Source organism: Hymenobacter ruber (genome assembly GCF_054783255.1).
This window is the reverse complement of record NZ_BAAGQX010000004.1, coordinates 1,158,223-1,179,729: the sequence shown is the minus strand read 5'-3', so window position 1 is coordinate 1,179,729 and position 21,507 is coordinate 1,158,223. Positions and strand designations below refer to the sequence as shown.

Genomic DNA, 21,507 nt, shown 5'->3' with positions numbered 1-21,507 from the left:
TACCAGCCGCCGCGGCTGCCCGCGCCCATCCCTTTCCCCGAAACCACGCGCCGGGCCTTAGAACACCTGTTCCGCCGGGGAGTTGTTCTTTTGCTTGCCTTAGTAGGGCCGGTACGCCTGCTAGTAGTTCAGGTACGCCATGCAGTAGTTCACTTTCGGCGTTCCGATGTGCTTTTCCGCCTTTTTACAGTTCTTTTCCGCCTTCTGGTTGTTCATTTACGCCTTCTCGTTGTTCATTTACGCCTGTTTTTAGTGCTTTTCCGTTGGCGGAAAAGGCTGTCGGAAGGATGGATTTTGCTTTCGGAAGAGTGAAAAAGACTGCTGAAGCACTACCTTCGGCCGGCGGGCTGCTCACTTCTACGGCCGGTGCCTTGATTATGGCCGATACTCTGGCGGAACGCCTCGCCCGGCGCATCGAATTGCGCGACAATCCCCCGCCCCCGCCGCCCCTGAGCCAGGAGCCGGCCGCCGTGCATGGGCGCATTGCCCAGTGGCTGCGCACCACCCACGGCCACCGCGACCGCCGCACCAGCGCCGTGCAGGCCCACTTTCTGCTGCATTTGCTGGAATACCCCACCCTCACCACCCAGGAACTGCTGAAGCTGCTGGGTCAGGGCGAGCGCGCCACCGCCCGCATGGCCCACACCCTGGGCGAGTACGGCCTGACCACCTACACCGCCCGGGCCGGCAAGCGCTACCACCGCCTCACGGCCGCCGCCGAAGATGCCCTGCTGCTGGTGGTGGCGGGGCCACCAGGGCCTGCCGCACGGGCATAGCTCGCGGCAGCGCCCTTATCGCAGGGTGCCCCGGCGCAACGCCGGGCGGGCTTGGCGCGTCTTTGCCCCGGCTGAACTTCATTTGTGTGAAATTCGGTTTACCACCCACACCGGCTGCCCGTTGCGGCCCCATCCTTTGCGTATGATGATTACTCCTTTCCGCCGCTGGTCGCTTTCGCTGGCCTTATTGACGCTGCCGGTTCTGGCCCAGGCCCAGGCGGTAAACAGCCCTTCGACTCCCGCTGCCCCGGCGGCCGGCGACCAAAGCGCCGCCCAGTGGTACCTCAAAGACCCGCAGCTCGACCACGTGCCCGGCGTGGGCGCGAACCGCGCCTACAATGAGATTCTCAAAAACCTAGTGCCGACGCCCGTCATCGTGGCCGTCATTGACTCGGGCATCGATACGGCCCACGTCGACCTCAAGCCGGTGCTGTGGGTGAACCGGGGCGAAATCCCCGGCAACGGCATCGACGACGACAAGAACGGCTACATCGACGACGTACACGGCTGGAACTTCCTCGGCGCGCCCGACGGCCGCAACGTGAACGCCGAAACCCTGGAAATGACGCGCATTGTGGCCGCCGGCCGCAAGCGCTTCAAGGGCATCACGGCCAAAACCGTGAAGCCGGCCGATAAAGCCGCTTACCTGCTGTATCAGAAGGCCGAAAAGGCTTATTCGGCCCGCCTCAAGGAGGAAACCGAGCGCAGCAAGCAGGTGGAGGAAATGAGCGGCCCGCTCACCCAGATGGTGACCAACATGAAGCAGGCCCTCGGCACCGACAAGCTGGACACCACCGCCCTCAAAAACGCCAACCCCGACGACCCCAACCTGAAGCGCGCCGTGGCCGGCATGCTCGACATGATGCGCCAGACCGGGGCCGGCGACGCCGATGCCCTCCTCAAGGAGTTGAACGAAGGCGTGAAGCAGGAGCGCAGCATGCTGGATAATTCGCTCAATCTGGACTTCAACCCCCGGGCCGACATCATCAAGGACAACCCCGAGGACGTGACCCAGCGCTTCTACGGCAACAACGACCTCCACGGCCCCGACCCCATGCACGGCACCCACGTCTCGGGCATCATCGCGGCGGTGCGCACCAATAACCTCGGCATCCAGGGCCTCGCGCCCGACCCCGTGCGCATCATGATGGTGCGCGCCGTGCCCGACGGCGACGAGCGCGACAAGGACATTGCCAACGCCATCCGCTACGCCGTGGACAACGGCGCGCAGATTATCAACATGAGCTTCGGCAAGGAATTCTCGCCCCAGCGCCCCGCCGTGGAAGCCGCCTACAAATACGCCGCCCAAAAAGGCGTGCTGCTGGTGCACGCCGCCGGCAACGAAAACCACAACCTCGACGTGGCCGACAACTACCCGGCCTCGTTCTACATCAACAACACCACCATCCCGAACCTGCTGACGGTGGGCGCGTCCGGCCCCAAGGACAACGTGAACCTGACCGCCGACTTCTCGAACTACAGCAAAAAGGGCGTGGACGTATTCGCGCCCGGCGTGGGCATCTACAGCACGCTGCCCGGCAGCACCTACGGCAACGAAAGCGGCACCAGCATGGCCTCGCCCGTGACGGCCGGCGTGGCCGCAGTGCTGAAATCCTACTTCCCCAAGCTCACGGCCACCGATTTGAAGCGCATCATCATGCAGAGCGCTCAGGTGCACCACACCAAAGTGCAGGTGCCCGGCACCGATAAGCAGACCGATTTCTCAACGCTCTCCGTGACCGGCGGCGTGGTGGATATGTACGAGGCGGTGAAGCTGGCGCAGAAGGCGACGCTGTAGGGTTATTAAGAGTAAAGAAAAAGCCCGTCTGGATTCACCAGACGGGCTTTTTCTTTACTGTCATCCTGAGCGCAGCGAAGGACCTTATCACAGCTGGACCGATTGAGCTTCTGCAAATTGTTCTTCGGTAATAAGGTCCTTCGCTGCGCTCAGGATGACAGGAGGCTGTTTTGTTCTCAACTCACCCCACGTCCACGCCCTTTTCCTCTTTCCGAAAGTGGTTCAGCACGAGCTTATCGCTCAGGCCGGGCAGCCACTTATTGAGGAACACCACCAGCTTGCCCTGGCCCGTGAGCACGATGGTGCGCTTGCGCTGCTGCACGGCTTTCAGGATTTCATCGGCCACGGCCTCGCTGCTCATCATGGCCCCTTCGTCGCGCGGCGACTCGCCCTGCGAAGAGCCATCGGCCGCCAGGGCCGTGTTGCGGATATTGGAAGCCGTGAAGCCGGGCGCGGCCGTGAGCACGTTCACGCCCTGGTCGAGCAGCTCCGTGCGCAGGGCTTCGAGGAAGCCGTTCATGGCAAACTTGGAAGCCGAGTAGCCGGTGCGCCCCGGCAAGCCCCGGTAGCCCGCAATGCTGCTGATGCCCACAATAGTGCCCTTGCGCTGCAGCAGATGCGGCAGCGCAAACTTGGTGGTAAACACGGTGCCGAAGAAGTTGGTCTGCATCAGCCGCTTGATGACTTCCAGGTCAGCATCCTGAAAGCGGGCGCGCATGCTAATGCCGGCGTTGTTGAGCAGCACGTCGAGACCGCCGAAGCGGGCCACGGTTTCCTGCACGGCGCGCTCGGCGGCAGCCTCGTCGCCCACATCGGCCCGGATGGTGAGGTGGGCCACGCCGGCGGCGGCCAGCGCGGCGGCGGTATCGGCCAGTTTAATTTCGTCGCGCCCGGTGATGGCCACCTGGTAGCCGGCCCGGCCGAAAGCCAGCGCGCAGGCCCGGCCAATGCCCGATGTGCCGCCGGTGATGAGAACAGTGGGAGTTGGCATAAGCTAAATGAATGGCCCAGCTGGGCCAGCGAGAAAGAGAGAACGAATAATCCGGGCGAAATTACGGCTGGGTGGTGCGATTTTTGCGAAGGGTAATTAAACCTCCTTCACGGGTTCTGGTCAGCCAGTTGCTGGCCGGGCTGGGACGGGTATTAGGCGAACCCGCGTGCGGGGTGGCCGACTCAGAATGCGTAATGGCCGATTGCGAATGGGCCATCCCTGCTTTCTGCTTACATTTATCCGTTGAATTCAATTGCTTTCTTTCAAAGTACCGTATGCATCCACACTTACGTTCCTGGTCCCGGTTTGCGCCGGGTTTTATTGCTGTTTTGCTGGGGCTGGGCGTAAGCTCAGAGGCCGCCGCCCAAACCACCTGCCCCATTGCGGCCGTGTGCACGCCAGGCAATGCCAGTAGCGGCCAGGCCAACCTCTACGGCATGGGCATTCTCAACGTTAACGTCGGGAGTGGCCTCATCAACAACACCACGGGCAACTACATCGACGGTTACCACGACTACGGCTGCACCTTTAACGCGGCCCTGACGGTGGGCCAGACCTACAGCATCAGCGTGCGCACCGGCCCGAACGTGAACGAGAACGTGAAGGTCTGGATTGACTACAACAACGACGGGGCCTTCACCGGCAACAGCGAGCTGGTGTTCGATGCGCCCAACGCCATCCTGCACACGGGCACGTTTGCGCCACCGGCCACGGCCGTGCTCAACACCAACCTGCGCATGCGGGTGTCGTCGGACTACGCGCTGGGCACCGTGCCCACCTCGTGCTCCACGCCCCAATACTCGCAGGTGGAAGACTACAGCGTGCGGCTGTCGTCGAACGTGAGCGCGCCGGTAGCGGCCTTCACCACCAACGGCACCACCACCTGCTCCGGCACTGTGCAGTTCACCGATGCCAGCCAGAACCTGCCCACGTCCTGGCTCTGGACCTTTGGCGACGGCGGCACCAGCACCCTGCAGAACCCCTCGCACACCTACGCCACGGCCGGCACCTACGCCGTGACGCTGCGCGCGACCAACGCGGTGGGCAACAACACCAGCGCCGCCACCAGCATTGTGTACAATGCGTCGGTGCCGCTGGCGGCCACCTGCTCGCCCCAAACCACCAACTACTTTGCCAACTACGGCATCACCCGCTTCCGGCTGGGCACTATTGACAATACCTCGGCTGATGGGAGCGCCGGCTACCAGGACTTCACCTGCCCCCAACGCACCGACCTGATTGTGGGCGTAAGCAACCAGATGATTATCACCACGGGCGGCGTGAACCCACACGATATCCGGGTGTATCTGGATGCGAACAACAACGGCATTTTCGCCACTTCCGAACTGGTGTACACGGGCCTGAACACGCCCAGCCCCGGCGCTACTACCACCCTTACCCTGCCCGCTGGCACCACGCTCAACCAGCCCCTGCGCCTGCGCGTGATTGCCGATGCCATTGGCAACACCAGCGGCCCCTGCGTGAGCCCCGTGAGCGGCCAGGTGGAAGACTACACCGTCATAGCTCGGCCCAACACGCTGCCGCCCATCATCAACTTCAGTACCAACTACGTGCCTGGGGGCTGTGTAAACCCCATCGTGTTCACCGACCTCACCACCAACCTGCCCACCTCCTGGGCCTGGAACTTCGGTGATGGCACCACCAGCACGCTGCAAAACCCCACGCATACTTACACCGCCTCGGGCACTTACAACGTGACCCTGACGGCCACCAATGCCAACGGCACGGCCAGCGTGACGCGCCTGAACGCGGTGACCATTCAGGTGCCCTGCCTCACGTTCTGCGCATCGAATGGCACGGGCGGCACCGGGCCCACCGGGCAGCAGTTGCCCAGCCCGTTCTTCATCACGACCGTGAGCATTGCCAATGCCACGCCGGCTTTCACCAACAGCACCAGTGTAGCCACGGGCGGCTACGCCAACTACACCAGCCTGTCGTTGTCGGCCAACGTTGGCAACTCCCTCAGCCTGACTGTTGCCACAAACCTGGCGGCCAACCACCGCACCTCCGCCTGGGTGGATTGGAACATGAACGGCACGTTTGAAACCTCCGAGCTGGTGGTGAACGGCACGGCAACCGCCAACGCATTTACGGCTCCCTTCACGGTGCCCGCCGGCACGGCCGGTATCAATCCCCGCATGCGGGTGATGGTGGTGGCCAACGCCACCGGTGGCACCCCCACCCCCTGCGCCGTCAATCTCCTCAATGCCGAGGTGGAAGACTACCAGCTGCGCATCCTGCCTCTGGCCACCCGCGATGCCCAAGCCCTGCCCACGCTCAGCCTCTTCCCCAACCCCACTCTGGATGGGCGGGTGAGCCTGCGCCTGCCCGATGCCAGCGCCGCCGGCCTCTACGCCACCGAGGTGCAGAACGTACTGGGTGCGACGGTGCTGCGCACGGCCCTGCGCCTCGGCCCCACTGCCGATGCCCAGCTGGACCTGAGCACGCTGCCGGTCGGCGTGTACGTGCTGCGTCTGCGCGACGCGCAGGGCCAGACCGCCCTGCGCCGCCTGGTGCGCGAATAACTACAAATGTTCCTTCGGGCAGCTACGATGTCCGAAATCAACTTCTAACCGCCCCGGCCGCCTTCTGGTGGCTGGGGCAGTTTTTCGGTTTCCCTCCCCTTCATTTTATTGTATGCCTACAACCTTACTACGGCGTTTTTTTGGGTCGATGCTACTACTGGCGCTGCTGGTACTGGGCACGCGCCCGGCGCAGGCCTCGCACCTATTGGGCGGCGAGATGAGCTACCGCTACCTCGACGCGACCGGACCGGCGGCTACGCCCTTTCGCTACGAAATCACCCTGACGGTGTACAGCAACGGCTTGTACACCAATGCCAACCCCAATGGCATTGCGGCCCCTCCGGTAAACGCGCCGATTGATATCTACAACCGGACCACCGGGGCGCGCATTGGCAGCTATAGCTTCAACCGCACAGCTCCTACGCCTACCAATGCCAACCTACCCCCGCCCATTGCCCCGCCCGTGCCGCAAGGCTGCGCGGTGAGTGGGCCCAGCCAGCCGTTCTACCTGTGCAAATACGTGCAGACGGTGAACCTGCCGGTTTCCTTCGATGGCTACTACGCCGTGTACTCGGTGAGTGCCCGCAACAACACCCTCACCAACATCAACAACCCCAGCGGGGGCACCGGCGGCAACGTGCCCCTGACGCTGTACGTGAGCATGGCCCCGCCGCTCATTTACAACCGCTCGCCCGTGTTTTCGGATACGGCCGTGGCCATCGTATGTCAGAACGATACGACCATCTCGCTCAATAACGCCTTCGACCCCGATGGCGACCGGCTGGTGTACTCCTTCGGCACCCCCTACGGCTTCCTGACCAACGCCGCTACCTTCCCGCCCCTGCCCCAGCCGGTGCCTTACTACCCGGCCTACAGCGCGGCCAATCCGTTTGGCACGGGCGCGGGCAACTTTGCCACCATCAATGCCAGTACGGGCATTGCCAAGTACGGGGCCCGCACCAACGGCCTGTACGTAGTGGCGGTGGACGTAGCGGAATACCGCTCCATCAACGGCGTGGAAGTGCTGATTGGCACCACCCGACGAGACTTGCAGCTGGTGGTTTCGACCTGTCCGCCCACCACACCGCCGCTGCTACCGGCTCCTACAATCACGCCCCGCAACTATACCATCGAAGAAGGCCAGTCGCTGAGCATTCCGATTACGGCTACTCAGGCCAGCAGCAACCACCCGCTGGTGCTTACCGTGAACAGTGCCCTGCTCGATGGCAGCGGGCCGTTCAACACCACCTTTAATGGCAGCACCGGTGTGGTGCAGGCCGGCAACCTGACCGGCACGGCCACGGCATCCGGCACGGGCTCGGTATCGGGCACGTTCATCTACAACTCCAGCTGCGGCCAGGCCCGCACCACGCCCTACGACCTGGGCGTGACCGTGAAGGACAACGGCTGCGGCGGCAAGCTGGCTTCGGATATTTTCCGGGTGACGGTAACCCGCGCCGCTGGCCCCAACGCCATTTCCGGCCCGGCCACGGTGTGCGACCCGGCCACGGTACGCACCTACACCGCGTCCGGCCCGGTGCCAGCCTCTTACCGCTGGCGCATTACGGGCGGCACCATCACGAGCGGCCAGGGCACCAACACGGTGCAGGTAACCTGGGCCAGTGCCAACACCACCGGCACGCTGTCGCTCAAGGGTGTTTCGACCTATGGCTGTTTGTCTGACTCGGTAGTTAAAACCGTGGATATCCGGCCTCTGCCGGCCCTTACGGCCGTAGCCGCTGCGCCCAGCATCTGCCAGGGCACGTCCACTACCCTGACGGTAACCGGCGTGGCGGGCCTGACTTACGTCTGGACCGGCGGCGGTATCAACTCGACGAGCACCACCGTTACGGTATCGCCCACCGCCACCACCACCTATACCGTGACCGGCACCGACGGCACCTGCTCCATCACGGCCACCGTGACGGTGACGGTGACGCCGCCGCCCACGTCCAACGCCGGCCCCGACCTTACCGTGTGCCCCAACGTGGCCTCCACGCCGCTGGGCACGGCGGCCGTCACGGGCTTCACCTACGCCTGGAGCCCGGCCACTGGCCTGAGCAGCACCAGCGTGGCTCAGCCCACCGTGACGCTGCCCAACACCACCGGCGCCCCCATCACCCAAACCTACACGCTCACGGTATCATCTGGCCCGAACTGCCTGAGCACCGATGCCGTGGTGGTAACGGTGAGCCCTGCCGCCGTAGCCGATGCCGGCCCGACCCGCAGCACCTGCTCGGGCGTGGCCTCGACGGCCATTGGCACCCCGGCACTGGCCGGCTATACCTATAGCTGGAGCCCGGCCACTGGCCTGAGCAGCAGCACCGTGGCCCAACCCACCGTGACGCTTCCCAACACCACCGGCGCCCCCATCACCCAGACCTACACGGTGACGGCGACCAGCGCTGCTGGCTGCACCGCGACGTCGACGGTTATTGTGACCATCAACCCTGCGGCCGTAGCCACACCCGGCCCGGCCATCAGCTTCTGCTCGGGCACAGTTTCGGCTCCGCTGGGCGGCACGGCAACGCCCGTGGCCGGCACCACTTATAGCTGGACGCCTACCACTGGCCTCAGCAACCCGAATATCCTCAACCCGACGGTGACCGGCACCAATACCACCGGTGCGCCCATCACCACCACTTACACGCTGACCACTACCACAGCCAACGGCTGCGTGGCTACCGCTACCGTGGCCGTGACCATCAACCCCGCCGCCGTGGCCGATGCCGGCCCCGCCCGCAGCACCTGCTCCAACGTGCCCGTGGCCATTGGCAACGGCGCGGCCGTGGCCGGCACCACGTATGCCTGGAGCCCGGCTACCGGCCTGAGCAGCACTTCGGTGCTGAATCCGACCGTGACCCTGCCCAATCTCGGTACCACCAACATCACCCAGACCTACACCCTGACCGCCACCACTGCCAATGGCTGCGTGAGCACCGGCACGGTCGTAGTTACCATCTTCCCGGCCGCAGTAGCGCAGGCTGGTCCGGCCGTGGCCTTCTGCTCGGGCGAAACCCGGACGCTGGGTGCTGGCATCGCTGTAACGGGCACCACCTACGCCTGGAGCCCGGCCACCGGCCTGAGCAGCACTTCCGTGCTGAACCCGACCGTGACGCTGACCAACACCACCGGCGCGCCCATCACCACGACTTACACCCTCACCGCTACCACCGCTAACGGCTGCTCGGCCACCAGCACCGTGGCCGTAACCGTGAACCAGGCCGCCGTGGCTCAGGCCGGGCCGGGTAAGGCGACCTGCTCCAACGTAGGCGTGGTTATCGGGACCGGCACGGCCGTGGCCGGCACCACCTACGCCTGGACGCCCACCACCGGCCTGAGCAGTGCTACCGCCCTCACCCCCACCCTGACGCTGCCCAACCTGACGGCCGCGCCCATCGTGGTGACTTACACGCTGACCGCTACCACAGCCCAGGGCTGCACCGCCACCAGCACCGTGGCCGTGACCATTAACCCCGCCGCCGTGGCGCAGGCCGGCCCCGACAAAGCCACTTGCTCGAACGTAGGTACCCTCATCGGCGCTGGTACGGCTGTGGCCGGCACTACCTACGCCTGGAGCCCGGCCACCGGCCTGAGCAGCACTTCGGTGCTGAATCCAACCGTGACCTTGCCCAACCTGACCGGCACTACCATCACCCAGCAGTACATTCTGCTGGCGACGACGGCCAACGGCTGCTTCCAGCGCGATACCGTGGTGGTTACCATCAACCCGGCCGCCGTGGCCGTGGCGGGTGCCAACCAGGCCGTGTGCTCGGGCTCGACTATCACGCTGGGCGCGGCCCCGGTAACGGGCTACACCTATAGCTGGAGCCCGGCCACCGGCCTGAGCAGCACCACCGTGGCCAACCCCACGTTCACGCTGACCAACACCACAATCACGCCGAACCCCATCGTCTTCACCCTGACTGCTACCACCGCCAATGGCTGCGTGGCCACCAGCACCGTGACGGTGACCGTGAACCCCGCCGCCGTGGCCGATGCCGGCCCCGACGCGGCCGTGTGCGACCTCAAGACCATTGCCCTGGGCACCCCGGCCCGCGCCGGCTACACCTATAGCTGGGCTCCGGCCACGGGCCTGAGCAGCACCGCCGCCGCGCAGCCCGTGTTTACGGCTTCCAACACCACGACCGCGCCCATCACCCGTACTTACACCGTGACGGCCACCACCGCCAACGGCTGCGTGAGCACCGATGCCGTGGTTATCACCATCAGCCCGCGCCCGGCGGCAGCGGCCATTGTGGGACCGGCTTCGGTGTGCCCCACCGTGACGGGCATTGCCTACTCGGTGACCACCTCCACGGGCACGGCTTACCCGCCCGGTACGCCCTTCACCTGGCAGATTAACGGCGGCACCATTGCCAGCGGCCAGGGCACTCCGGCCATCACCGTGGACTGGGGCGTGGCCAGCACCGGCGGCTACATCAAAGCATTCAGCCTGAACGCGCAGGGCTGCTCTTCCGATACCACTACGCTGCCCGTTATCATCAACCAGCGCCTGCAAACCGTGCGGCCCACCGGCCCCGGCGACGTGCTGGCCGTGGCTCCGCTGCCGCGCGCCGTATGCCAAGCCGATGGCCCCTATCGCTACGTGAGCGGTGCGTTTGCCGCCGGCTCCAGCTACTCCTGGACCATCATCGGTGGCACACAGGTAAGCACTTTCCAGAATACGGTGACTGTGAACTGGGCTCCCGTGACGGTGCCTACCATCGGCAAAATTGTGGTGACGGAAACCAGCAACCCGGCCGGTGGCCGCTGCCTGGGCACTTCCGATACCCTGCGGGTACTCATCAACCCCTCGCCGCGCACCACGCTGGCCATCACCGCCCCGGTGCGCGTGTGCCAGACCAACGGCCCCGTGACCTTCGGCCTGCCCGGCGGCTTCACCGGTTCGTCCTACGTGTTCCAGCTGAATGGCACCACGCTGGCCGGCACCGGCAACACCCGCGTGCTGAATACGCTGCCCGCCCCCGGCACCTACACCCTCACAGTGCAGGAAACCACCTCGGCCGGCTGCGTAGGCCCGCTTTACACCACGCCTTTCACGGTGGCACCCACGCCCACAGCCCCTACCATTTCGGGCTCGGGCTTCGTGTGTAATGTGGCTACGCCGCAGCAATACGCCATTGCCAACCCCACCACCGGGGCCAGCTACCAGTGGACTGTGGTGGGCGGCACCATCACAACGGGCGGCACCGGCAGCCAGATTACGGTGCGCTTCAATGCCACCGGCCCGTACACGGTGAGCGCCGCCGAAATCAGCGCGGCTCCCGCTTCGTGCGCCGGCCCGGCCACTACGCGCATCATCCTCTTCGATAGCCCCACGGTGGTGCTGACCAACGCCTCAGTGGATGCCGCCAGCAACAACCGCGTCATCATCAGCCTGAGCGTGCCCAACAGCGGCAACACCCCCAACCCGGTGCAGGTGCTGCGCCGGGTGGCGGGCTCGGGCAGCTTCGTAGCAGTGGGCACGGTAGCCGCTACGGCCACCACCTTCACCGACAACAGCGCGGTGGATGCCAACGCCAACTCCTACGAGTACCAGCTCAGCCTCACCAACGGCTGCGGCACGGCCAACACCACCGGCGTGGCCCAGACCATCCGTCTGCAAGCCATCGCTACCACCACCGCCGGCGGCCGCGACCAAGGAAGCACCGCTCTCACCTGGAACGCTTTTGTGGGCTTCGCGGTGAAGGAGTACCGCATCTACCGCCGCTCCGATGCCGGTGCGCCGGTGCTCATTGCTACGGTGAGCCCCACGACGCTGCAATACACTGCCACCAACAACGACCCGAACGCCACCGCCACCGGCGTAGGCTTTAGCCAGAACTTCCGGGTGGTGGCCGCCAGCACCGATGCTACGCCGCTGCTCTCGAACTCGAACGAAACCAGCGTGAGCTTCGCCAACGCCGTGAAGACCTACAACGTCATCACTCCGAACCGCGACGGCCTCAACGATGTGCTCGTTATCGACAACATTTCGCTTTATCCCGGCAACACCTTCACCATCTTCAACCGCTGGGGCCGCGAGGTGTACAAAACCACCAACTACCAGAACAACTGGGGTGGCGACGACAGCACGCCCGCCGGCAACTACTTCTACATCCTGACCCTGCCCAACGGCACCAGCCAGAAGAACTGGTTCGAGATAATCAAGTAGCCGCCGGACCACGGATTCGCTCGGATTTTTCGGATTCCACGGATTTTGTAACCGACATCTTTCCACTAAAAAGGCCTCCTAATTTCGGGAGGCCTTTTTTTGTTGGGTGAGTGGTACGGCACCGGTCCACAAAATCCGTGAAATCCGAAAAATCCGAGCGAATCCGTGGTGTAGTTTTGCACCCTTATGAGCCGAGCCAAAAAAATAGCCCCCGAGTTACTCCGCAACGTCACCATCCAGGACATGGTCGCCGAAGGCAAATGCCTGGTCCGCGTCGAGAACCTCGTCATTTTCGTGTCGCAGGTCGCCCCCGGCGACGTGGTCGACCTGCACGTCACCAAAGCCAAAAAGAGCTTCCTCGAAGCCGTACCGGTGAAATTCCACCAGTACTCCGAGCTGCGCACCATGCCGTTTTGCCAGCACTTCGGCACCTGCGGCGGCTGCAAGTGGCAGCACCTGGGCTACGACACCCAGCTGCACTTCAAGCAGCAGCAGGTCGTCGACCAGCTCACGCGCATCGGCAAAGTAGCCTTGCCCGAGATTCCGTTCATCCTCTCCTCGCCCCAGCGCACCTACTACCGCAACAAGCTCGAATATACCTTCTCGGACAACGGCTGGCTCACCACCGAGCAAATCAACGACGATACCCAGACCTTCGACCGCAACGTGCTGGGCTTCCACACCCCCGCCCGCTTCGATAAGATTATCGACGTGCAGCACTGCCACCTCCAGGCCGAGCCCAGCAACGAAATCCGCCTCTTCGTGCGCGACTACGGCCGCGAGCACGGCCTCGAATTCGGCAACATGGTGCGCCAGACCGGCAACCTGCGCAACCTCATCATCCGCACCGCTCAGAGCACCGGCGAAATCATGGTGATTCTGCAGTGCTACCGCCCCCACGACAGCATCGAGCCCCTGCTCGACGCCCTCTACGCCAAGTTCCCGGGCATCACCTCCCTCAACTACGTCCTCAACAGCAAGGGCAACGAAACCTTCCACGACCTCGACGTCATCACCTACCGCGGCAAGCCGTACATCGAGGAAGAGATGGAAGGCCTGCGCTTCCGCATCGGCCCCAAGTCCTTCTACCAAACCAACTCCGAAGGCGCCCACCAGCTCTACAAAGTGGCCTGCGACTTCGCTGACCTCAAAGGCGATGAGCTCGTGTACGACCTCTACACCGGGGCCGGCACCATCGCCAGCTTCGTGGCCCACCAGGCCCGCAGAGTTATCGGCGTCGAGTACGTGGAGCAGGCCGTGGCCGACGCCCACGTCAACGCCGAAATCAACAACATCACCAACACCGAGTTCTACGCCGGCGACATGAAGGACATCCTCACCGCCGACTTCACCGCCCACCACGGCCGCCCCGACGTCCTCATCACCGACCCGCCCCGCGCCGGCATGCACCCCGACGTGGTGGCCCGACTCCTGGAGCTGCGCGCCCCCCGCATCGTCTACATCAGTTGCAACCCTGCCACCCAGGCCCGCGATTTAGAGTTGCTCGACGCCGCGTATAAAGTGACGCGCGTGCAGCCGGTGGATATGTTTCCCCACACGCACCATGTAGAGAATGTGGTGGCGCTGGAGTTGAAGTAGAAATTACAAATGACCAAGCAGGAAGTCAACGTAGCAATTCGTCTCGGTAAGTTACCTGCCATGCCCGGATGGTATGGAGGATTTCTCGTGCTATTCTACTGCCTATGCTTTTGTGCGATTGGCACAGTATTCATTTTCGATAGACCACTCAACCCATATGCTCCCGCTGGCTTATTGCTATGGAGCGGATTATCATTTTACACGCTGTACTGCTTACTAACTGAGCGAAATTTGACACCTCTTAAAACGAATTTAAGTGCAGGTGATAATCATCAATTGATAATCCATGTATTCAACGTACTAGGGTGGCAAGTTTCATCAATAACTCAGCTAAGTATTATTGCTAAGAAGGGTTCAAATTGGTTTGGTATCCCAGTACATGCCACTGTTTTAGTAGAAGAAAGTGTAGTGTATTTGAACCTAATGAATGGTGGTGGTAACATTAAGGGCCGACTTCCTTTTTCATTTGGCCGAAACGAACAGAAGCTTCGTCTGCTCATTGATAAAATAAATAAAAGCAGACAATTAGCCAAATAATCAAAATGGACTACTTCAACGACCCCGAACTCAACGGCAAATACCTCGGCACCATCACCAAGGATTTCGTGAAGGTGTGCGACACGCTGGCCGAAGCCTCTTCCCAGATTCGCAAGGGCGACTTCAGCCAATACCCCATTTTCGTCTTTGCCAAGCAGGAAGTGCCCCTCGGCGGCCTCCTCGTCAACGCCGACGAGCTGAACCTGGAATGGCACGTCTTCGCCAGCTACTTGGAACTGTTCGTGCAGCAAGGCATTATTGATGTAGATGGCGTGGAAGCCTTCAAAGCGACCTACAAGGATGCCGACGAATTCTGCTGCCTCTTCGTGCTCGATGAGGAATTCACGAATTTCGTATTCGTGCCCTACCCAGAGGATTAGAGCCGATACCTGTTGAAAAACAAAAAGCGCCACGACTTAAAGCCGTGGCGCTTTTGTTGTAGGGTGCGGGGCTCACCCCCTACAACAGCCTAATTCCGGCGCTGCACCGGCAAGTCTTCCAGCTGCGCGTAGCTCAGCTTCCAGGTGTTATCGGCGGCTTTTTTCCAAAGGAAAATGTAATTCCCTTCGCCAAAGCCGGCGGGCTGGCCGGGACCGGCCGGCTGCACATCCACCGAGAATGTGCCGGCTTCATACGCCGTGTTAGCGTCGGTGCCCGAGCTGCTTACGCTGGTTTTGAGGTTGCTGATGGTGGCAATGGTGGCGCTCACCCACTTCTGGCCCACTTCGTCTTTGCCCTTCCAGTGGGCATTGCCTTGCACAAAGGCCACGTCGTCGGCCATCATGCCGGTGATTTTACCCGAGTCGCGGCTGTTCCAGGCGTTGATAAAGTCCTGGTCCAGGGTCTGAACGTTGACGGCCTCGCCGGCTTTCGAACAAGAGGAAAGCGTCACGGCCACGAGTAAGCTGCAAAAAAGGGATTTCATAAATCCAGAAGGTTGGTGAAGAAAAAACGCGACGGGCAGATTCCCCGCCGCTGCAAAACCGGCTAAAACAACCAAACCCCAGGCCAACGGCCCGGGGTTTGGTGTACCTATCATTACGGGCAATTACCAGCTCTTACGACGAACCTGCTCCATCGAATACGGCTTCGAAGCGTCGCCGTACGAGTCGTTGGGCAGGTAGGCCCCATTCGTCAGCTCGGGCTGCGCCCCCTGCATGGCCGCGGCCGAGGCCGTGAAGCTATTCGCGGGCACCAGCGCGGTTTGGGTGGTGCGGGTGGTCGTCACCGTCTGGCGATTGCGGGCCAGGGCCAGCTCGCGGCGGTAGTTGGCTTCGCGGGCGGCTACGGCCGCACGTTCGGCAGCAGCAGCGGCGCGCTGCTTGCGCTTGTTGTCAATATGCTTGCCCACCCCGTAGCCAATGGCACCACCGGCCACGCCGCCTACCACGCCACCCACCACGCGGTTGCGCTTGTTGATGAGAGCACCGGCAGCGGCACCGCCGAGGCCACCGATGGCGGTGCCTTTGGCCTGCGGGCTCCAGCTTTTCAGGATTTGGGCCTGGGCCGAACGAGTGCCGAAAGAGGTGCTCAACAGCACCAGCAAAGCGAAGAGATAAGGAAGCTTTTTCATGGCTTAACGATTTATGGAGACAAGAAATCCGCCCGGATAATGGGTAGGAAGACAATTAGCGTGCCATTCCCGCCGCCGGCCGATTTCTCCCTCCCTAACGGTAGCGCTTACAGAAGGTTGGAATTCCTATATAGAAACCGGGCTAAAAGCTCGTCCAGCCCTGCGCCTGGAGCGGTACGGCTTGGCCGGCTTTGGTCACCAGATTGGCCCCGTCGGCCTTATCCGTCAGGTGGCCGATGATGGTGATATCGGGGTGGTTCTTAATCTTTTCGTGGTCCGTCACCGGCACCGTGAACAGCAGTTCGTAATCTTCGCCACCGTTGAGGGCACAGGTGAGCGGGTCGAGGTTAAACTCGGCCGCCGCTTCCAGCGTAGGGTTGGCCAGGGGGATAAATTCGGTGAAAACCCGTGCCCCCGTGGCGCTGGCCGCGCACAGGTGCAGCACCTCCGAGGCCAGCCCATCGGAAACATCAATCATGCTGGTGGGCCGGATGCCGCGCTCGCGCAACTCGTGCACGATGTCGAGCCGGGCCTCGGGGCGGAGCTGGCGCTGCACCACGTACTCGTAGTTGGCCAGCTCGGGCTGGGTTTCGGGGTCGGCCAGGTAGGCTTGCTTTTCGCGCTCCAGCACTTGCAGGCCCAGGAACGCGCCGCCCAGGTCGCCGGTCACGCAGAGCAGGTCGGTGGGCTGGCCGCCGCTGCGGCGCACGGCCTCGCCGGTGGGCACTTCGCCCAGCACGGTGATGGCCAGCGTGAGGCCGCCGCGGCTGGCGGTGGTGTCGCCACCCACCAGGTCCACGTTGTAGGCCTCGCAGGCCAGGCGCATCCCGGCATACAGCTCCTCAATGGCCTCCACAGTGAAGCGCGGGCCGGCCGACAGGGCCACCACCAGCTGCGTGGGCAGGGCATTCATGGCGGCCACGTCCGACACGTTCACGGCCACGGCCTTGTAGCCCAAGTGCCGCAGCGGGCAAAACGAGAGGTCGAAGTGAATGCCCTCAACCAGCAAGTCGGTGGTCATCACGGTATCGGTGCCGGCCGTGGGCCGGATGATGGCCGCATCATCGCCAATGCCAAGCACGGTGCCGGGCTGGCGCGCGGTGATATTGGCCTGCAAGCGGCGGATAAGGGCAAATTCGCCAATGGCGGAGAGGGGCGTGAGTTCGGACATGGTTAGTCGGCAGTAGTCAGTATTAAGTAATCAGGGGCAGCCGCCCGCCAATCAGGGCCAGTGGCACTGCCCGGCGGGCTGGCAAAAGTACGCCCACAAAAAAAGGAGGGAATTGCTTCCCTCCTTTTTCAATTTCAGACAACGGGCTGCTTATTCAACAACCAGCTCTTTGTAGATTTTGGTTTGGCCGTCGGCGCTCAGAATCTGTACGAAGTACATGCCGGGCTTCAGGGCCGAGATGTTGAGCTGGAGCTTTTCCTGGCCCTGGCCTTTGGCTTCGGCGCTGATGCGCTGGCCCAGGTTGTTCAGAACGATAACGCTGCCCACTTTGGCATCTTTGATTTCAACCGTGGCCGTGCCGTGGGCCGGGTTCGGATACACGCTGATGTTGCTGTCGAACTTACCCAGCGTGCTCAGCACAGCCTGGTAGGTACCGTAAGGGCCGGTGTAGTCGTTGTGGTTGCCCAGTTGGTCGTAGAGCTGGCCAGCGGGGTTCGATGCTCCACCGGGACCGTTGAAAGCCGTGGAGTACATATACCACTCGTTGGCAATGTTGTAGCCACCGGCGGCACGCACGGGAGGGCACGAGCCGGGCACGTTCTGCGCGGCCGGGTTTACCGTAACGCCGTGCGATACCGTAGCCCGACGAATAATAGTCTGGTTAGCCGAGGCTACGTAAACCGCGTTGGTGCCGGTACCATCCAAGGGGTTGGTGCCGCTCCAGTTGCCGCCTGCCGCGCACGACTGCAATACGGGGCCTTCGCCAATCACGCCGATAAGGTCCACAATCACGCCATTGCCCACACCGGCCGTGCCGCTGGGGTAACGCACCAAGGCCATGGCGTCGTCGCCGCTGAAGTAGATGGGGCCACCGCCTACAATTACCGAGTTATTGGCGGCAGGAGCCAGTGCGTAATCGGCGCAGAACTGGTTGGCCGAGTTCACGATGGCCGGCAAAGTAGCTTGTCCGCAGGCGATGACGAAGGTCGTGCGCGGGTTCATGCTGTTCGTGCCTACAGCCACGTGGGCAGCGTTGCTACGGAACACCTTCTCTTCCTGGAAGATGGGAGTGTTGCCGTTGGAGTAGCGCCGTACCGAGTACGGGTTCAGGTTGACGGTATTATTGGTCGGGTTGAAAATCTCCAGAGCGCGCTCGTTACCGGTCGAGTTGGTGGTGCCGCCGTAAGGCTGGCCCGACTGGTGGGCTCCTTCGGCGTATTCCGAGAAAAACAGCTCCGTGCCTTGGGCATGGGCGACTCCGGCCAGCAGCAGCGCTGCCGAGAGCATCAAGTAGTTCTTTTTCATATTTTTTGGAACGTGTATTGTCAGTGCAAAGGCAAAGATACGCGCTTTTTGTGGCTAGGTTCATTACGATTATAAGTACTCTTAAAAGCCTTTTTCTCTAGATAAGCCTCTGGGCCGGACCAAGAGGCGCTGCCGGATATACTGGACAGCCTCATTCAGGCGTTGTAGCCCATATTGTAGTGCCGAGCAGGGTCCGTCCCTGCCCGTCCAGCTCGTACATTTTTTTTCGCCGGGTCCCGTAGCTTTGCTATGCCGGGGCTTTCTTCTCCGGCCACTTCTCCTTCTATGCGCTCTATTTTTTCTTCTCCGGTCAAAACTGCCGTGCTCTCATTGCTGATTTTTTCGGGCTGTGCGGCCTCCTGCAAGCGCGATGGGGCCAAGACGGCCGCATTCAACCCGGCTTCGGCCGCAGCAGCCAAAGCGCAGTTCGATATACTGCGCGATTCCGTCGACCTCAAGTGGCGCAACATGACGGAAAGCGACGACCAGAAAATCGGCATCACCCGCCTGCTGCTGCGCGAACTCAAGGGCCGGCCCGGCATCGATGCTACCCAGCTGCAGGGCCTGGACCGCGCCAACACCCGCCTCAAGGCCCGCCGCTACACCCAGCAAACCATGTCCAGCTCGGACCTGATTGACCAGTACGATGCCGCCCAGGACTCGCTGCTGAAAGCCGTGTACCCCGTGGCCGCCCCCAACGGCAACGCGCCCACCGAAAACGCCCGCAATTTCGTGGAGGGCATCCAGCAGCTTGATGCCGGCGTAGTGGCGTTTCGGGTGCAGTACGACCGCGCCGTGCACCAGTACAACGACTACCTCAAGCTGCACCGCGCCGAACTGGAATCGCTCGGCGGTAAGTATGCCACGCTCCAGCCGCTGTCGTTTTTCACGATTGGGGATAAATAGGCGAGTACCCATTAATTCCCGTGGGGTATAATCGGTGTTGAGCAGCATTTGCTTATATTTAAGCCTCAGCTACTCAACGTCATTCACCAAACGCCCCACGTATATGCACACCGCTACTTTTTTCCGCCGGCTGCTGCCGGTTATGCTCCTCACCAGCCTCGCGCTGGCCTCGTGCGAGGGCTGCAAAGACCGCGACCCGCGCCCTAACAAGGGCAAATGCGGCTCAACGGCTCCCACTAGCACCACGCCTCCTCCCGGTGGCCATTCGTAAGCACCATTTGTTGCTCTGCAACAGAAAAGGCCGGCAAATTTGCCGGCCTTTTCTGTGTTAATCGGAGTGCTGATTTGATTACAGCGCGGCCATTTCCTCGCGTACAAAGTCGGCCAGGGTGCGCAGGTACTCGGTGCTGAAATCGAAACGGATGCCAGCGGCGGCGTAAATCTGGCCGATGGGCGCGGTGTAGCCCAGCGCCAGGGCGCGCTTGTAGGCGGCCAAGCCTTCGGTGGGATTCTGGCGGAAATTGCGCCACACGGCAATGGCCCCGAGCTGCGCCATGGCGTACTCGATGTAGTAGAACGGCACTTCGTAGAGGTGCAGCTGCTTCTGCCAGAGGTAGGGCTTGAAGGTTTCAAGACCGGTCCAGTCCACGGTGCGCTGGTTGAATTCGTCGAAAATCTCGACCCAGCGGCGGTGGCGCTCCTCCTCGGTGTGCGTGGGGTGCTCGTATATCCAGTGCTGAAACTTGTCGATGGTGGCCACCCAAGGGAAGGTTTCGAGCACGCTTTCGAGGTGGGTTTTCTTGGCGCGGCGCAGGTCTTCCGCATCGGGGAAGAAGACGTGCCACTGGTCCATGCTCATCAGCTCCATGCTCATCGAGGCCAATTCGGCCACTTCGGATGGTGGGTGCTTGTCGGCGCCCAGCGGCAGGCCGCGCGTGAGGAAGCTGTGCACGGCGTGGCCGCCTTCGTGCAGCATGGTCACCACGTCGCGCAGGCTGCTGGTGGCGTTCATGAAGATGAAGGGCACGCCGGTTTCATCCAACGGGTAGTTGTAGCCGCCGGGGGCTTTGCCCTTGCGGCTTTCCAGGTCGAGATGGCCCATTTGGCGCATGGTGCGCAGGCAGTTGCCGAGGTAGCTGTCGAGGGTTTCGAAGACGGTGATGGTCTTTTCCAGCAGCTCCTCGCCGGTGCCGAAGGGACGCAGCGGCGGCTGGCCGCTGGGGTCCACGTCGAGGTCCCAGGGGCGCAGGGCGGGCAGGTTCAGGTCCTGGCGGCGCTCCAGGTCGAAGTCGTCGATGAGCGGCACCACCGTCTCGCGGATGGCGGCGTGGAAGTTGAAGCAGTCCTGCGGCGTGTAGTCGAACCGGCCCAGGGCGGCAAACATGTAGTCGCGGAAATTGGTGAAGCCCGCGTTCAGCGCCACCTGGTGGCGCAAGGCCACCAGTTCGGTGAAGAGCTGGTCGAGCGGCTGGGCGTCCTGCAGGCGGCGGGCCTGAATGGCACGCCAGGCGGTTTCGCGCACGGCCCGGTCGGGGTTTTTGAGGCGGTCGGCGGCCTGGGGCAGGGTCAGGTCCTGGCCGTCGAGGGTCACGTTCATGGCGCCCACCGTAGCGGCGTATTGCTGCTGCTTGGTGCTGATGTCGGTTTTCAGCGGGATGTTTTCGGCCCGGTAGATTTCCGAGGCGCGACGCACCGAGCGCAGAAACACGCCGTAGCGGGTTGAATCCAGCCCGGCCAGGTGCGGCGAGGCCAGCATTTTTTCGTTGAGGGCGTGGTCGTGGGGGGCTACCTGCGGCTCCACTTCGTTCACGAAGTACTGGAAAGCCTCGGAGCGCGCCGGGTCCTGCGTGTCGCAGGTCATGTGGATGTAGCGCCAGGCGAGGTCCTCGCTCAGCACCGATTCCAGCTCGGAACGGTCGAGCAGCCAGCGTTCCAGTTCGGCGGGCGTGTTTATGGGCCGAGCCTGTAGTTCCTGAAAAAAGGGCTCAATCGCGGCCCAATCGGTCACGAGAAAATCCTCGGGCAAATAGTGGCGCGGCGGCCGGCTCGTATCGGTGGCCGACTCGGCAGTAGGTTCAGCTAGAAGCATCATAGTACAAGTATAATCGAACGTAACCCGGAATGACG

15 protein-coding genes are annotated in these 21,507 nt (G+C 62.6%); 9 read left to right on the top strand and 6 right to left on the bottom strand.

What is annotated here, in order from left to right; all coding sequences use genetic code 11:
* Positions 1 to 308 precede the first annotated feature (308 nt).
* Both ACYVM5_RS15605 and ACYVM5_RS15600 read left to right on the top strand, forming a co-directional pair.
* The gene (locus ACYVM5_RS15605; RefSeq protein WP_460619038.1) at positions 309 to 776 is read left to right on the top strand and encodes a hypothetical protein; all 468 of its coding nucleotides are present in this window, start codon (positions 309 to 311) and stop codon (positions 774 to 776) included.
* A gap of 142 nt (positions 777 to 918) precedes the next feature.
* Positions 919 to 2,574 (top strand): S8 family peptidase, encoded by a 1,656-nt coding sequence (locus tag ACYVM5_RS15600; protein ID WP_460619037.1) that lies wholly within the window; start codon positions 919 to 921, stop codon positions 2,572 to 2,574.
* Positions 2,575 to 2,755: 181 nt separating this feature from the next.
* On the opposite strand, the gene ACYVM5_RS15595 is transcribed toward ACYVM5_RS15600, so the two are convergent.
* Positions 2,756 to 3,565, bottom strand: coding sequence for an SDR family oxidoreductase (locus ACYVM5_RS15595; RefSeq protein WP_460619036.1), 810 nt, complete (start codon positions 3,563 to 3,565; stop codon positions 2,756 to 2,758).
* Between the two features lie 275 nt (positions 3,566 to 3,840).
* Between ACYVM5_RS15595 and ACYVM5_RS15590 the strand changes: the two genes are divergently transcribed.
* From ACYVM5_RS15590 to ACYVM5_RS15570, 5 genes are all read left to right on the top strand, one after another.
* Positions 3,841 to 6,111 (top strand): GEVED domain-containing protein, encoded by a 2,271-nt coding sequence (locus ACYVM5_RS15590; RefSeq protein WP_460619035.1) that lies wholly within the window; start codon positions 3,841 to 3,843, stop codon positions 6,109 to 6,111.
* Between the two features lie 112 nt (positions 6,112 to 6,223).
* Positions 6,224 to 12,289 carry a T9SS type B sorting domain-containing protein gene (locus tag ACYVM5_RS15585; protein WP_460619034.1) on the top strand — a complete coding sequence of 2,022 codons (6,066 nt, stop codon included), beginning with the start codon at positions 6,224 to 6,226 and terminating at the stop codon, positions 12,287 to 12,289.
* A gap of 186 nt (positions 12,290 to 12,475) precedes the next feature.
* On the top strand, positions 12,476 to 13,888 hold the full coding sequence (gene rlmD, locus ACYVM5_RS15580) for a class I SAM-dependent RNA methyltransferase (protein ID WP_460619033.1): 1,413 nt from the start codon (positions 12,476 to 12,478) through the stop codon (positions 13,886 to 13,888).
* 9 nt (positions 13,889 to 13,897) lie between these two features.
* Positions 13,898 to 14,425 (top strand): hypothetical protein, encoded by a 528-nt coding sequence (locus ACYVM5_RS15575; RefSeq protein ID WP_460619032.1) that lies wholly within the window; start codon positions 13,898 to 13,900, stop codon positions 14,423 to 14,425.
* Between the two features lie 5 nt (positions 14,426 to 14,430).
* The gene (locus tag ACYVM5_RS15570; protein ID WP_460619031.1) at positions 14,431 to 14,805 is read left to right on the top strand and encodes a hypothetical protein; all 375 of its coding nucleotides are present in this window, start codon (positions 14,431 to 14,433) and stop codon (positions 14,803 to 14,805) included.
* Positions 14,806 to 14,894: 89 nt separating this feature from the next.
* Here ACYVM5_RS15570 and ACYVM5_RS15565 read toward each other — a convergent pair whose 3' ends face one another.
* The 4 genes from ACYVM5_RS15565 to ACYVM5_RS15550 form a co-directional block, all read right to left on the bottom strand.
* Positions 14,895 to 15,350: a YybH family protein gene (locus ACYVM5_RS15565; protein WP_198066345.1), complete on the bottom strand. Its 456-nt coding sequence runs from the start codon at positions 15,348 to 15,350 to the stop codon at positions 14,895 to 14,897.
* A gap of 123 nt (positions 15,351 to 15,473) precedes the next feature.
* Positions 15,474 to 15,998, bottom strand: coding sequence for a hypothetical protein (locus ACYVM5_RS15560; RefSeq protein ID WP_460619030.1), 525 nt, complete (start codon positions 15,996 to 15,998; stop codon positions 15,474 to 15,476).
* A gap of 142 nt (positions 15,999 to 16,140) precedes the next feature.
* Complete coding sequence (gene thiL / locus ACYVM5_RS15555; RefSeq protein ID WP_460619029.1) at positions 16,141 to 17,169, bottom strand: thiamine-phosphate kinase; 1,029 nt, start codon at positions 17,167 to 17,169, stop codon at positions 16,141 to 16,143.
* A 150-nt stretch (positions 17,170 to 17,319) separates the two neighbouring features.
* Positions 17,320 to 18,474 (bottom strand): T9SS type A sorting domain-containing protein, encoded by a 1,155-nt coding sequence (locus ACYVM5_RS15550; protein ID WP_460619028.1) that lies wholly within the window; start codon positions 18,472 to 18,474, stop codon positions 17,320 to 17,322.
* Between the two features lie 285 nt (positions 18,475 to 18,759).
* On the opposite strand from ACYVM5_RS15550, the gene ACYVM5_RS15545 reads away from it, so the two are divergent.
* Both ACYVM5_RS15545 and ACYVM5_RS15540 read left to right on the top strand, forming a co-directional pair.
* Positions 18,760 to 19,380, top strand: a complete 621-nt coding sequence (locus tag ACYVM5_RS15545) for a hypothetical protein (protein WP_460619027.1) — start codon at positions 18,760 to 18,762, stop codon at positions 19,378 to 19,380.
* Between the two features lie 103 nt (positions 19,381 to 19,483).
* Positions 19,484 to 19,651: a hypothetical protein gene (locus ACYVM5_RS15540; RefSeq protein WP_460619026.1), complete on the top strand. Its 168-nt coding sequence runs from the start codon at positions 19,484 to 19,486 to the stop codon at positions 19,649 to 19,651.
* Positions 19,652 to 19,729: 78 nt separating this feature from the next.
* Here the strand turns inward: ACYVM5_RS15540 and ACYVM5_RS15535 are convergent, their stop codons facing one another.
* The gene (locus tag ACYVM5_RS15535; protein WP_460619025.1) at positions 19,730 to 21,472 is read right to left on the bottom strand and encodes a M3 family oligoendopeptidase; all 1,743 of its coding nucleotides are present in this window, start codon (positions 21,470 to 21,472) and stop codon (positions 19,730 to 19,732) included.
* Between the last annotated feature and the right edge of the window lie 35 nt (positions 21,473 to 21,507).

Bases quoted from the DNA above. Each gene is read 5' to 3' on its own strand.
- ACYVM5_RS15600 (WP_460619037.1), top strand. From the start codon at position 919: ATGATGATTACTCCTTTCCGCCGCTGGTCGCTTTCGCTGGCCTTATTG.
- ACYVM5_RS15595 (WP_460619036.1), bottom strand. From the start codon at position 3,565: ATGCCAACTCCCACTGTTCTCATCACCGGCGGCACATCGGGCATTGGC.
- ACYVM5_RS15590 (WP_460619035.1), top strand. From the start codon at position 3,841: ATGCATCCACACTTACGTTCCTGGTCCCGGTTTGCGCCGGGTTTTATT.
- ACYVM5_RS15585 (WP_460619034.1), top strand. From the start codon at position 6,224: ATGCCTACAACCTTACTACGGCGTTTTTTTGGGTCGATGCTACTACTG.
- rlmD (WP_460619033.1), top strand. From the start codon at position 12,476: ATGAGCCGAGCCAAAAAAATAGCCCCCGAGTTACTCCGCAACGTCACC.
- ACYVM5_RS15575 (WP_460619032.1), top strand. From the start codon at position 13,898: ATGACCAAGCAGGAAGTCAACGTAGCAATTCGTCTCGGTAAGTTACCT.
- ACYVM5_RS15570 (WP_460619031.1), top strand. From the start codon at position 14,431: ATGGACTACTTCAACGACCCCGAACTCAACGGCAAATACCTCGGCACC.
- ACYVM5_RS15565 (WP_198066345.1), bottom strand. From the start codon at position 15,350: ATGAAATCCCTTTTTTGCAGCTTACTCGTGGCCGTGACGCTTTCCTCT.
- ACYVM5_RS15560 (WP_460619030.1), bottom strand. From the start codon at position 15,998: ATGAAAAAGCTTCCTTATCTCTTCGCTTTGCTGGTGCTGTTGAGCACC.
- thiL (WP_460619029.1), bottom strand. From the start codon at position 17,169: ATGTCCGAACTCACGCCCCTCTCCGCCATTGGCGAATTTGCCCTTATC.
- ACYVM5_RS15550 (WP_460619028.1), bottom strand. From the start codon at position 18,474: ATGAAAAAGAACTACTTGATGCTCTCGGCAGCGCTGCTGCTGGCCGGA.
- ACYVM5_RS15545 (WP_460619027.1), top strand. From the start codon at position 18,760: ATGCGCTCTATTTTTTCTTCTCCGGTCAAAACTGCCGTGCTCTCATTG.
- ACYVM5_RS15540 (WP_460619026.1), top strand. From the start codon at position 19,484: ATGCACACCGCTACTTTTTTCCGCCGGCTGCTGCCGGTTATGCTCCTC.
- ACYVM5_RS15535 (WP_460619025.1), bottom strand. From the start codon at position 21,472: ATGATGCTTCTAGCTGAACCTACTGCCGAGTCGGCCACCGATACGAGC.